Annotated in this window: 13 protein-coding genes; 5 read left to right on the top strand and 8 right to left on the bottom strand. The window is 38.9% G+C overall.

Features of this window, described 5'->3' with window-relative positions; genetic code table 11:
- Window positions 1-486 precede the first annotated feature (486 nt).
- The 5 genes from G521_RS0108930 to G521_RS18495 all read left to right on the top strand — a co-directional run bounded on the left by G521_RS0108930 (window position 487) and on the right by G521_RS18495 (window position 4,736).
- Complete coding sequence (locus G521_RS0108930; RefSeq protein ID WP_026898225.1) at window positions 487-1,467, top strand: aldo/keto reductase; 981 nt, start codon at window positions 487-489, stop codon at window positions 1,465-1,467.
- A gap of 327 nt (window positions 1,468-1,794) precedes the next feature.
- Window positions 1,795-2,364 carry a DapH/DapD/GlmU-related protein gene (locus G521_RS0108925; protein ID WP_026898224.1) on the top strand — a complete coding sequence of 190 codons (570 nt, stop codon included), beginning with the start codon at window positions 1,795-1,797 and terminating at the stop codon, window positions 2,362-2,364.
- A 160-nt stretch (window positions 2,365-2,524) separates the two neighbouring features.
- Complete coding sequence (locus G521_RS0108920) at window positions 2,525-3,427, top strand: TolB-like translocation protein (protein ID WP_026898223.1); 903 nt, start codon at window positions 2,525-2,527, stop codon at window positions 3,425-3,427.
- 184 nt (window positions 3,428-3,611) lie between these two features.
- Window positions 3,612-4,607, top strand: coding sequence for a 2-hydroxyacid dehydrogenase (locus G521_RS0108910; protein ID WP_026898222.1), 996 nt, complete (start codon window positions 3,612-3,614; stop codon window positions 4,605-4,607).
- Between the two features lie 9 nt (window positions 4,608-4,616).
- Window positions 4,617-4,736, top strand: coding sequence for a hypothetical protein (locus tag G521_RS18495; protein ID WP_081675062.1), 120 nt, complete (start codon window positions 4,617-4,619; stop codon window positions 4,734-4,736).
- A 77-nt stretch (window positions 4,737-4,813) separates the two neighbouring features.
- On the opposite strand, the gene G521_RS0108905 is transcribed toward G521_RS18495, so the two are convergent.
- From G521_RS0108905 to G521_RS0108870, 8 genes are all read right to left on the bottom strand, one after another.
- The gene (locus tag G521_RS0108905; RefSeq protein ID WP_026898221.1) at window positions 4,814-6,301 is read right to left on the bottom strand and encodes an alpha-amylase; all 1,488 of its coding nucleotides are present in this window, start codon (window positions 6,299-6,301) and stop codon (window positions 4,814-4,816) included.
- A gap of 178 nt (window positions 6,302-6,479) precedes the next feature.
- Window positions 6,480-6,872, bottom strand: coding sequence for a hypothetical protein (locus G521_RS16845; RefSeq protein WP_036678794.1), 393 nt, complete (start codon window positions 6,870-6,872; stop codon window positions 6,480-6,482).
- A 128-nt stretch (window positions 6,873-7,000) separates the two neighbouring features.
- Entirely contained in the window at window positions 7,001-7,654 is a 654-nt protein-coding gene (locus tag G521_RS0108895; protein WP_026898219.1) for an Nmad2 family putative nucleotide modification protein, read from the bottom strand.
- A gap of 6 nt (window positions 7,655-7,660) precedes the next feature.
- Window positions 7,661-8,155, bottom strand: coding sequence for a TIR domain-containing protein (locus tag G521_RS16840; RefSeq protein WP_036678791.1), 495 nt, complete (start codon window positions 8,153-8,155; stop codon window positions 7,661-7,663).
- The gene (locus G521_RS16835) at window positions 8,119-9,135 is read right to left on the bottom strand and encodes a nucleotide kinase domain-containing protein (protein WP_051189629.1); all 1,017 of its coding nucleotides are present in this window, start codon (window positions 9,133-9,135) and stop codon (window positions 8,119-8,121) included. Before G521_RS16835 ends, G521_RS16840 begins: the two co-directional genes overlap by 37 nt.
- Window positions 9,136-9,146: 11 nt before the next feature.
- The gene (locus G521_RS0108880; RefSeq protein WP_026898218.1) at window positions 9,147-10,037 is read right to left on the bottom strand and encodes a nucleoside triphosphate pyrophosphohydrolase family protein; all 891 of its coding nucleotides are present in this window, start codon (window positions 10,035-10,037) and stop codon (window positions 9,147-9,149) included.
- Window positions 10,038-10,046: 9 nt separating this feature from the next.
- On the bottom strand, window positions 10,047-10,535 hold the full coding sequence (locus tag G521_RS0108875; protein ID WP_026898217.1) for a TIR domain-containing protein: 489 nt from the start codon (window positions 10,533-10,535) through the stop codon (window positions 10,047-10,049).
- A gap of 4 nt (window positions 10,536-10,539) precedes the next feature.
- The gene (locus G521_RS0108870; RefSeq protein ID WP_026898216.1) at window positions 10,540-11,979 is read right to left on the bottom strand and encodes an SIR2 family protein; all 1,440 of its coding nucleotides are present in this window, start codon (window positions 11,977-11,979) and stop codon (window positions 10,540-10,542) included.
- Window positions 11,980-12,064: the final 85 nt, after the last annotated feature.

Raw genomic sequence — 12,064 nt, 5'->3', positions numbered from 1 at the left:
GTACTATGTATAGCAAGCTATCTTAGAAATAATCGACCAAAACGGGATTTTTATCTACGAACCTGTCAGCGGCTGATTAAAATCATTCCCGTCCTGAATATTTATCACTCCTTACTTATTTTTTATAGTTTCAAACTTTAATTAAAGAAATAATAAGTAATCAAAATTAACAGTTATAAAAAAAATGTTTTAATATTAGTATTGCCTTTATTGGTTTCAGGAAGTACTGTTCTGGCACAAAATCAGAACAGAGATCGGATGAAAAAGCAGGGCCAGGCAAATCAGGAAGAATAGTTACGATTTTTGGATGGTAAATTTTTCGGGTATAAACAAGGTGTCCGAAACCAGGTGAAGGAGCAGGTTGGCTTGAGTAATGACCGCATTTTAAATTCGATTTTGAAATTGAAATAAAAGAAGCCCTTTCATATTAAAAGCTCCAAACCGTTCCAATCACCAATTGTAATAGTACTAAATAAGAGCATTTTTATGATTTACAGAACCTTAGGTAATACATCAGAAAAACTTTCGGCAATTGGTTTGGGCTGCATGAGCATGAGCCATGCCTATGGCCAACCCGACGACAAAGAATCAATAGCCACCTTAAATAAAGCGCTTGATCTGGGAATAAATTTCTGGGATACAGCAGACGTGTATGGAAGCGGCAAAAATGAAGAACTGATCTCAAAAGTACTGGCGCCCAACCGTGATAAAGTTTTCATTGCTACAAAATTTGGTTTTACCAATACAGAAAATGGAATGAGTTTTAACGGCTCGCCTGCCTACATCAAAAAAGCGGTTGAAGCAAGTTTAAAACGATTAAATATTGATGTGATTGACCTTTATTACGCACACCGTATAGATCCCAACGTTCCCGTTGAGGAAATGGTTGGCGCCATGGCAGAACTGGTTAAAGAAGGAAAAGTTCGTTACCTTGGATTATCCGAAGCATCGCCAAATTCTATCCGTAAAGGACATGCCATTCACCCGATCAGTGCTCTGCAGAGCGAATATTCCTTGCTCACCCGCGATCCGGAGAAAGAAGTTTTACCGCTTTGCAAACAACTCGGTATAAGCTTTATTCCTTTTAGCCCCCTGGCACGCGGATTAATTACCAATACGCTTAACACAGAAAATTTAGCCGATGATGATTTCCGAAAAAATCTGCCCCGCTATCAGGAAGAATATCGCCGGAATAATCAAAACCTCAGTTCCGGTTTCGCCGAAATAGCAGTAGCCAAAAATTGCACTCCGGCGCAGCTGGCACTGGCATGGCTGCTGGCGCAGGGAGAAAATGTAATCCCGATTCCGGGAACCAAGAAGAGGAAATATCTCGAAGAAAATGCCGGATGTGTTGATGTAAATTTAGCTGCAAACGATTTCGAAAATATCGAACAACTGCTTAAAAAATATCCGAATACCGGGGCGAGATATAACGAGGCAGCCCTGAAGCAGGTGGATAAAAGTTAAAGCGACCTTAAGTTCTGAATATACTTACGCGTGTATTTTCTGCAAAGCAGGCAAAGAAGGAATAGTTTTGCCTGCTTTATGACAGCCTTACAGTTTGAAGAGGTTTAGACATTCTAAAATCATTTTTAGCCTGCCGGAAAGTTAGAACGGGGGTTGCATTACATTTGGAATGAAAAGTTCCTGTTAAATTCAGAAGGCCTGCAATTTATCCAATACATCTTCAAAATAAAGTGTTATTTAGCGGAGTAAACCCCGGGCACTTCCATAATCCGGAAGGATAAAAACAATATAAATTTTAAGGATGATTGTAGCCTCAAACCCGTAAACATGAACCAAAACAAAACTGACATCTTTGAAAGGATGCGGGCTGGAGGGATTATTCGAAATGATGATCCTCAAATGTCCAAAGCCTGGAAAGTTATTGCCCGGACACTGAAATTATCAGCGACTCTTAATGTATCCACAGATATTAATCAAATCCGCGATCGTTTGAGTGAAATTACCGGAAATAAGATTGACCGAAGCACCATCATATTTGTTCCTTTTTACACGAATTTCGGACAACACATACAGATTGGGAAAAACGTTTTTATAAATCATGCCTGCAGTTTCCTCGATATGGGAGGAATAACCATTGAAGACAATGTGCAGATCGGACCACGTGTGAACCTCATTACAGAAAATCATCCCATAGATCCTTCTGCAAGAAAAGACCTGGATCTGAAATCTATCCTGATCAAACGGAATGCCTGGATCGGTGCTGGAGCTACCATATTACCCGGCGTAACGGTGGGCGAAAATGCCATTGTAGCTGCCGGGGCGGTAGTCAATAAAGATGTCCCGGACAATACCATTGTAGGCGGGGTGCCCGCCAGGATGATCCGGTCTATTGATTAAAAGTAAATAATAAAAAAGCTCATCGAATCGCAACGAGTAGATCTTTGTGTCCCAAATTGTTTTATACGATATTAGCAGTATAGATAGAAAACTAGTAAAGAATGAATAAAGAGGTGCAATTAAATTACGGACCACATAGAACGGGCATCCGGGGTAAAAAATGAAAATACAAATCTTATCTGCATTTATAATATGTGCTAACTTAAGTTGCAGTATTGAAAACAACAAAGAGGATCACAAAGAAATTTTACTGGTGAATAAAATTCCAGATTCCAGGCCATTAAACTTTAAAAAGGAACTGGTTCCAAACAATAAAATTATACACAGGGGTATATTCTCCCCTGACTTAAAAGAATATTATTTCACAATTTCAAATAAAGACTTTACAGATTTCGATGTTCTATTCATAAAAAAAGTTAAAGATAAATGGTCGGTGCCACAAGAAGCGTTTTTTAATAGTGATTTTAACGAACACGGGATGAACTTTTCCCCTGATGGAAAAACCCTGTATTTTAGTTCAACAAGACCTGTAATTTATAATGAAGTTCCTACAACCTGGCATATTTGGAAGACCGAACAAAAGAATGAAACTTGGACTAAACCGGTATTTGTTGATATCCCAAACATGAGGGGTAAACTTGTATCGCATCCTTCGGTCTCAAAATCAGGAACGATATATTTTCATGCCAGCAACTTAGATTATACAGAAATGAATATTTACTCTTCAAAACGTGTGAATGGTAAATATGAAATTGCCAGGAAACTTAACTTATCCAGGGGTGCAGAGGAAAATTATTGCACTCCATTTGTTTCTCCCGATGAAGATTATCTCATTTATGCTTCCGTTGGCACCCAGCTAGATTTGATGATCTCTTTTAACAACGGTGATGAGAATTGGACAGATCCCAGGGTACTTGATGCTAAAATCAATGATGGCGGACAAGGAAATCCGTATGTTACACCTGATAACAATTTTCTGTTTTTTGCAACTGGCAAAGATCCAGAAAATTGGTATATAAAATGGGTAAGCTTCAAACCGCAATCATTAAATAACTATCGCTAAAACAGTCTTTTCACTAGGACGCTTTTAGCAATTAATTAAACGGCCGTTCTGAATCTCTAAAAACTATAAAATTAATCCGATCTTTTTTCTTTTTCCATAATTTAACTGGGTAAAGCAAATTTCACCAAACATCCCGAAAGGAGAAACTGTGGGATTCATCTTTGCCAGACAAAAATCATAACACATGAAAGTAGCTGTATTCAGTACCAAATCATACGACCAGGAATACCTGGAAAAAATGAATGCCGACTTCGGGCATGAGATTACCTATTTTGACACTCCGCTAAATCCGCTCACCACCGATCTGGCTATTGGTTTCGATGCTGTCTGCGTATTTGTAAACGATAAGATCGATCAGGAAACGCTGCGGAAGTTAGCCAAAGACCAGGTAAAAATAGTGGCGCTTCGGTGTGCCGGATATAATAACGTGGATCTGAAAACCGCTCTTGAGAATAATATCAAGGTAGTCCATGTTCCCTCCTATTCGCCCGAAGCGGTAGCCGAACATGCCCTGGCGCTCATCTTAACCTTAAACCGGAAGACGCATAAAGCCTACAATCGTGTGAGGGAAGGAAACTTTTCATTGGATAACCTCATCGGGTTTAACCTGCACAACAAAGCTGTCGGGGTAATCGGAACGGGTGAAATCGGTTCTGCATTTTGCAAAATCATGATGGGTTTTGGTTGCAGGGTATTGGCACACGACATCCATCAGTCGGAAAAGCTTATTGATTCAGGAGTTGAATACACCTCTTTGGAAGAGCTGTTCTCCGGATCAGATATTATTTCGCTGCATTGTCCGCTGAACACAGACACGCATCATTTAATTAACAAACAGGCATTTTCTTTAATGAAGAAAGGGGTTATGATCATCAACACCGGCCGGGGGGCTTTGATTCATACTCCTGACGTGATTCATGCGCTTAAGAGCAAAAAAATAGGCTACCTGGGTTTAGATGTTTATGAGCAGGAGGCAGAGCTCTTTTTTAATGATCTGTCGGAAAGCGTTATTGAGGACGAGTTAATTCTAAGACTTCTTAGTTTCCCGAATGTATTGATTACCTCGCATCAGGGCTTTTTAACCAAAGAAGCATTATCCCAAATTGCCCTCACGACTTTAGAGAATCTGAGTGACTTTGAGAATGATCTCCCACTGAAGAATGAAGTGAAAACCCGATAAACGTTATCTATTAGCCCTGAAGGGAATGTCTGGATCGGTGCGGGAGCTACCATTTTACCCGGGGTAACGGTGGGCGAAAATGCAATTGTGGCTGGGGTTACGGCAAAGTTTATCCGGGGAATTGAATGAGTTTTTATAGGATCCTGTGATGTCAAAGGGCTTTACCTTCCCATTGCAGTGGGATAAAAAAGTTAAACCGAACCCTTTTAACCTTTCAACACCCACACCGAAACTGAACCGGCTGCCACTTTAAAATCGCCAAAGCCATCGTGCCCAACGGTAACCTCTTCCTCTACATGGCGCAGGTAATCAATAAACACTTTGGCGGCGAACGGTTTCCCCATCTCCATCCGCTTGTTTCCGCTTTCGCTATTTGAGATCAGTACCGCACAACCAGAATTGGCGTGTTCCTGATCACCGGTCCGGGTCCAGCCGATACAGTTAGGATGGTCGAAATAATCCCGTTGCAGACCATAAGCCCGGTGCTTGCGCAGATGCAGCAGAGCTTCCAGCTCATCCGTTATTTTGAGCTTCACATTGTATTTCTTACCGTCAGAACCTTTACCCGAATACGTAGAACCATACAAATCCGTATAAAACACGCAGGGATATCCACCTTCCCGTAACAGGATCAGGGCGTAAGCCAGGGGTCTGAACCATTCCATAACCGGTTGCTCCAGAGATTGCAAAGGTTGCGTATCGTGGTTTTCAACCAGCGTTACCGCTAAAGCGGGATTGACCGCGACCAGGCTGTTATCGAATATGGTACGCAGGTCATAGCGATTTCCTTCTTTCGAAGCTTTGTGGAAATTTCCCTGAAGTGGTGCATCAAATAGTGACATTCGTCCATCGGTGGCGCCGATGTAAGCCAGCAGGGAACCCAGATCATAGGGATCCCAGTATTCTCCCACGGTAAAAAACTCATGTCCCAGTTCGGCCCTTAAGTAATCGAGCCACTCGTCGAAAAATTTCGGGTCGATATGTTTGATCGCATCCAGCCGAAAGCCGTTGATGCCCACCGTTTCGATAAACCACTTGCCCCAGCGTTTCAGTTCCTCTCGCACACTGGGGTTCCGCAGGTCGACATCGGTATGCATCAGGAAATCATAATTTCCGTTTTCATCGGATAGTACGTCCTGCCAGCCTTCGCCATATTGATTCTGAATGCTGAATATCGCATTTTCATGAGCACGGGCGTCAAAATCAAGGCCGGAAAAACAATGGAAATCCCAGATGAATTTGGAATATTTCCCCTTCCGGCCCGGAAACGTAAATTTGGTATAACCCTCAATTTCGTACGGCTCCGAAATAAATTCATTTCGGTCGGCGGGATTGACTTTGCGGACTATAAAAATCTCCGTTTCATCCGCACCTCCCCTATGATTAAATACAATGTCGGCATACACCTGAAGCCCGGCGTTTTGTGCCGCAGCCACAGCATCGATCAGTTCCTGCTTCGTCCCATACTTGGTTGCTATGGAACCTTTCTGATCAAATTCCCCCAAATCATATAAATCATACGCATCATAACCGTTAGACTGATTTCCATTCATACCCTTGTACGCGGGAGGTATCCATACCGTATCGATCCCGATCTTTTTCAGGTGTTCCGCTTCTGCTTTAAGATGATTCCACAAACTGCCATCAGCAGGATAATACCACTCAAAAAATTGCATCATGGTATAGTTTGCCATGGCGGTTTTATAATTATGGAATTAGTTAACAGGTTCTTATACAGGGATAACGGCTTTCTCTCCGGATGGTTTGTTTCAAGCAGAAAACCTGTTCCGTTTTGGGAATGACTCCTGGTGTGCTTAAAGAGAAATAGTGCTACTGGTGAAAATCGTCCTCTCCTAAGAGAAAGGGGCAAGATTATGATTTCGCAAAAGGTTGCTTTATTTTTCCTGAAAGCTTTTCAGCAAGATCATTAGCGAAGAGATCATAAGCAGTGGAAATCCACTTATTCTTTTTGAAAGTGAAAGCATAAGTCAGGTAAGAATTCCGACAGGAAAAGTAAAGCTGCAAAACGTCCTTTTCTTTTACATTTATATCTACATCAAAACAGTTCCCCGCATTTAATAAAATGTTTAGGGTTCCCTCATTATACAATGCTATTTCTTGGGTGATATCAGCTGGGTCAATTATGCTTCCAAGAATTTCCATACCACTGAAATCAGGTCTGTATAGTATCCAATAATGTTTTAAAGTTTCTACCTCCCTGGTTTTGCAGGTGCAGAGTTTTAGTTGGGTGGAGATTTTACACATGATGCTTTTCTTAGTTTAAGGTCTTGAAAGCAGTATCTAAAGCGACGAAGTCGTTAAGTATTATTGCTTCAAATAAGTGATCTCATTATGGAAGTAGAATCGTAGCTAACTCCAAATATAAATAACTTTTACTTCGTCGTAAGTCTATTAGTCTCCACGGAATAGTGGGTCTCACCCTTATCAAAATTAAAAGGGTCAGCAAGTGCTAAATTAAAAGATTCCGAATGTTCTTTTTCAAGCCATTCAACTAGTTTACTGCCTATATCAAAATTATATACTCTATGATTTCTTCCATTCTCATATCCGATGTCTTCTAAAATTTCAGAAGGTATCAAAGGTGCTGAACTACCAAAATAATAGAAGTGTTTAGACAAGAGCACCTTTGATGATTGAGTATCTCTATTTTTGTTATACTCATTAAGACTACCATCAGGATTGCTATGATGTGAATGCGCTTGTTTCCAAACTTCGTTATCAGAATCATAGAAATATATGTTATCTCCTAAAAGCATAGCTTTGCTTCCATTTCTTACCGGTTTTTTATCATTAAACTCAGGATTCTCCCAATATTCATTGAATGAGACCTTTCTAGTTACCTTCATAGCAAAGACACACTTTCCTGTTGCTTTTAATCTTCCTCCTCCGACTCCAAATATCCAATCATCAATTTCCGCTGTATTTCTAATTCTTGGCTTGCAAGTAGCAAGGCTGCAAAATCCATGAAAGGGATTTGGAGCAAATCCTAAATCACGATCTACAACATATAGGTATACTTTCTGCATATATCATTAGCAATTTATTGACCCACCAGGGTTAGGGCCTGAACGGTTAGAACCATCAGGGTTTTGAAAATTATTATCACCATCTATTGCTCCCATTATACTATCAGAATTCCAGCTCACAATGGCTGATCCGTACTTTTCCAAACTGGGCGGAATATCTGCTTCCGTACCTCCACGAACATAAACCCCTACTATCCGTTTACCTTGCTGGTGTGCTTTATCTATTTCCCAATTTACCCAGGGTCTTGAATGAGTATCTTTACCAATCAATACCACTACCGTTCCGGCCCATGAAATTTTCATCCTTAAAATCCTTTGTATTACCTTTTCACTCACCCTCTTCTCATCCATTTTACGTTGATTTTCCGGCTTCATTCTAACCGAACTATTTCTTACATCGTAACCCTTACCTGATAATAAATTGGTTAATTTAGAAACCTCACCATCATCTTGGTGATGGTGACTTATGAAAAGATGCCTTCTTTTATTCCCTTCTGACATGATATATTAATTTGATTATTTAAATTCCATTTTGGAGGAAAGAAAAATGTCTGAGGGCCCTTAGGCTGAGAGAATTTTTGTTTGATTCGGGTTCTTCCCGAAGAACCTCCAATTTCGGGATTAGAGCCTCTTAAATACTTATCAACTTCGCAAAAAATATTCTGGCAATCTATTAATTGAAGCCTCCTTCCCCATAAAGTTGGTAAAGTTAAACCCAGTCTTTCGCATTCTAATTCCTGATCGTCTGCCATTAATTTTATGACATCTTCATACGAATAGCTGGAGGTTGAGTCGAAGCATTTTAAAATCCCATTTTTTGCTCCCGGCCCTGCAACAACAAAGTCCATTTCCGAAAAATCTGTAAGCTCGCTATAATTTAGATCAATGGTATATTGAAATGCTAGGAAAGTACCGAACGATGGATATGATAGAAGTAACCTGTAAACTTCCTCTAAACTCTTACTATTTGATACTTTCAAATAGAGTTTGTCCTTCATCATCTTTGAAAGCAATGCTAAATGATTACTATGCTTTAATTTATATCCAAATACACTACCAGCAGAAGGCATTATGTAAGCTGCTGAGTATATTGTGTTTTTAGAAGCCATCCTTGCAGTTAACAAATCATCATATTTTTTAACCGAAAAATCCTCTGAGGATATATTATCTATTTCCTTTTCTAGATATGCATAGGTCTCAATTTTATTGAAGATTTTAAATAACATGGTTTTAAAAAACACTTCTTTTATATCTTCTCCCCGATATTGTAAGTTTATCAAATATTGACTTACTCTATCAGATGCTCTAAAAACATTAGTGAACCGGTTATCACGTAATATTTTGTCTTCAGTCCATGGTCCCGAAGGGTCAGAAAGTCGTCTATCAAAGATCTCATATCGTTTTGAAGCAAATTTCCAATAAGAGTCGTAGACTGCCGACCTTTTAGGTTGCGTTAATTTAGTGAAGTGTGATACGGCCATAGTCCAGTTTTTTATTGCTTTCCTAGATATTTTAATTTTCTATCTGCAGGAGATACTAGAACTTTACCCCCTTTATTCGCTACAACTTCGTGAAATACTTTATAGGATTCAATAATTGCTTTTTCCCATTGATAGGAGCTTACATTTGCAACTTCTAAATCAACAACCAATTGTTTTATAGTGTTGAGTAACTCTGTGTCAATCTTGTCGCTAGAGCGTAACATTTTATTCCCTTTCGCATAATTATATACAATTAAAGTAACTGCTTCTTCTGCAACTTGCGGCCTTCCTCTGTCTTCAGCATCTAATGTTTTACTATCACTTTTGCGTTTAAGCTTCATAAGATGTCTAATAACCGGAGACCAACCTAAATATGCAATATGCCCTAAGTGGAATATATCGTGGTATCTATAGTCATTCGGAACCCGCGAATTATCGGTCAATGGGTCCCCTAACTCTATCGATTCTTCTGGTTTCTTCTCCCATATCATTCTAACTTGTAATAAATCATTTTCGCCTTCTTCTTCAACGAAGTTTATAATAAATGAGTCAGGAAATTGCTCAGAATACGCATCGTCCAAGCGAGGTATTGATATAAGATCTAATTCCTCAAAGCGATCTTGGGTTTTTAGCAAATTAATAGCGGCTATTTCTTCTAAGCTTATGTTATTATGGCTAGCTATTGATGAAATATACCATAGAACATCTCCTAACTCTTCAGTAAGTTTTTCTTTAAAACTTCCGAAGCCTTCTCCATCGCGAATTAACTTTTTTAATGTAGTTAAAACTGATCCTGCTTCTCCAGCAAGTCCGAGGTAGCCTAAAAAATAATTTTCTTGATCTTTTGAGTTATAAGATTGAACGGTGCAAACAGATTTTTTTTGATACTCTTCTAATGTCATATCTTAATTTTATCTGCCTACTAGTTGAGCAGCATTCTCCACCCATTTATTGATATTGTTTCTTCCATCGTTATTAATCCAATGGTAGGTTTTATAATTACTGTAATAAAATAATTCAGTACCTGATGAATCAAATGCTTTTCTAAGCGGATTAATTCCAGCTGAGTCGATTTGGTGTTGCATCGTGCTCATGCCACTTAAATCTATAGCAATTATGCCTCTTTTTTCCCTATGAGCCTTTTCTAATTCATATTTTACCCAAGGTCGTGTATGGGTTTCTAGGCCAAAGCACAATACGACAACAGATGTACCATCCATGTTCTTATCAATCCAATTTCGTACTGCTGTTGTTCCCGTTCTTTCAAGGGCTTCCCATTCGGATCTAGGAATAAATGGTGATTTTGTAAAATGTTGTGAAATACTATTGCATTCACGAATCTGAGAAACTCTATGTGAATCTCTTGTATAATGAAAACTGAAAAATACTTTGCGAGCCATGTTATTATTTTTCGTTTATAACCTTAATTATTTCCATAATCGTTTTTACATGCTGTTTTAATGGTTTAGTGGAATCTCCCAAAGATTTAAATGCTTCATTTAAATTCGGAAAATCTCCATAATAGACTTTAAAGTTATCCTGCACCAATTGCCAAAGGTCGTTAGTAATGTAACCTGTAATGCCGATAGGTATTAAAATAAGTCCTTGGCTAACTGCAATATCAAATTCTTTTTGTATACCATCCGCTGTTTTTATTTCACCAGTTGTCGGATCTTTTTTATTACCAAATAAAAAAATAGCAATGCCTGCAAATGAAATCATACGAGTCCGGTATTCGTGCCACAATTCCGGCAGTTCTTTTGTGCCGGATTTCTTTTGCGGAAAAGGGCGCATTATAAGCTGCTCTTCGTTGAACTTATTCGGAGCGCTATAAATTGCTTCTAAAGCCCCGTTAATCACTGCACTTCCAATTCCAACTCCAAAGCCATTTACAACTGAATACTTCTGTTTAATTAGCTCCATGGTTAAATTATGCACGAATTCCAAAGACTCTTGTTCCGAGTGAGGAGCATAAGTCGCAGCACTTCCTGAAATAAAAATGGTGTTCCTTTTATATCTTTTCTCTATTTGAGACAACATTAAGTCTATTTCTGGATACTTGTCTATAAGGACAGCTTGAATCTGAAATCGACGGAGATCTGAAATCATTAGAGACTGTCGCCTTGTTGCATAGTCAAAGTCTGCATCAGTTTTGAAATCATCTGGGCTAGGTTTCTTGATAATACAATAGTGAGGGCGGGAATTATTGTCTAAAAAAAGCTTTACCCGGCTCAGAACGTAATCCAGATTTGGATCGGTAAAGCTAAAACCAATGAACAAGAAAGTCTTAGAAATCAAATCTGAACTTAGCGTTGTAATAAATCCTTCGTTCTTCTTATGATATTGTTCGTAATCATCCTTTGTAAGAATAGCTTGTTGAGGATGTTTGGCATCACCGTGCATCTTATATACAACGACTTCTCTTTTATATAGCGGATTAGCTAATTGGGAAGGTGTGTGTTTAACATCTACACGTTTTAATGCCTTCGATACAGAGTCCTCTAACAAAGAATCATAGTTTGTGGTCCAAAACGTTCTTATTGGCAGCCTAGCTAACATTTTATGATTTTCACTAAGTTCAGCCTTGTCAGTAAATTCTTCTATAATTTTTTGATTTAGACGGCCTCTACCGCCTCTTTCATTAACATGAAATTGGGCTAAAGAAATTAGGTCTGATTCTTTATCGATTTCAAGGCCTATGTCTTTTGCTATATCCTTCAAAAGACCTTTCCAATCTACGTAGCCAGCCCCAACTGAAAGTCCAGCACCGGCAAAAATTGCAGCATCTCCATTGATTAAATGTTTTAAGTAATCATTAATAAAACTTTCTTGTTCAGTCGTCATAGCATTTTGACTTAAATTTTGCTTCAAAATTAACTATTCTCATTTTTACAATATTATAATCTCTAAGTTTAAAATTTAAACTGAT

Origin of the sequence: Daejeonella oryzae DSM 19973 (assembly GCF_000422945.1) — a bacterium.
Lineage (GTDB): Bacteria > Bacteroidota > Bacteroidia > Sphingobacteriales > Sphingobacteriaceae > Daejeonella > Daejeonella oryzae.
This window is presented reverse-complemented; position numbering and strand designations above follow the sequence as displayed.

What these genes read in the sequence shown, in the direction of transcription:
- G521_RS0108930 (WP_026898225.1), top strand. Translation starts at nt 487, where the DNA reads ATGATTTACAGAACCTTAGGTAATACATCAGAAAAACTTTCGGCAATT.
- G521_RS0108925 (WP_026898224.1), top strand. Translation starts at nt 1,795, where the DNA reads ATGAACCAAAACAAAACTGACATCTTTGAAAGGATGCGGGCTGGAGGG.
- G521_RS0108920 (WP_026898223.1), top strand. Translation starts at nt 2,525, where the DNA reads ATGAAAATACAAATCTTATCTGCATTTATAATATGTGCTAACTTAAGT.
- G521_RS0108910 (WP_026898222.1), top strand. Translation starts at nt 3,612, where the DNA reads ATGAAAGTAGCTGTATTCAGTACCAAATCATACGACCAGGAATACCTG.
- G521_RS0108905 (WP_026898221.1), bottom strand. Translation starts at nt 6,301, where the DNA reads ATGGCAAACTATACCATGATGCAATTTTTTGAGTGGTATTATCCTGCT.
- G521_RS16845 (WP_036678794.1), bottom strand. Translation starts at nt 6,872, where the DNA reads ATGTGTAAAATCTCCACCCAACTAAAACTCTGCACCTGCAAAACCAGG.
- G521_RS0108895 (WP_026898219.1), bottom strand. Translation starts at nt 7,654, where the DNA reads ATGCAGAAAGTATACCTATATGTTGTAGATCGTGATTTAGGATTTGCT.
- G521_RS16840 (WP_036678791.1), bottom strand. Translation starts at nt 8,155, where the DNA reads ATGTCAGAAGGGAATAAAAGAAGGCATCTTTTCATAAGTCACCATCAC.
- G521_RS16835 (WP_051189629.1), bottom strand. Translation starts at nt 9,135, where the DNA reads ATGGCCGTATCACACTTCACTAAATTAACGCAACCTAAAAGGTCGGCA.
- G521_RS0108880 (WP_026898218.1), bottom strand. Translation starts at nt 10,037, where the DNA reads ATGACATTAGAAGAGTATCAAAAAAAATCTGTTTGCACCGTTCAATCT.
- G521_RS0108875 (WP_026898217.1), bottom strand. Translation starts at nt 10,535, where the DNA reads ATGGCTCGCAAAGTATTTTTCAGTTTTCATTATACAAGAGATTCACAT.
- G521_RS0108870 (WP_026898216.1), bottom strand. Translation starts at nt 11,979, where the DNA reads ATGACGACTGAACAAGAAAGTTTTATTAATGATTACTTAAAACATTTA.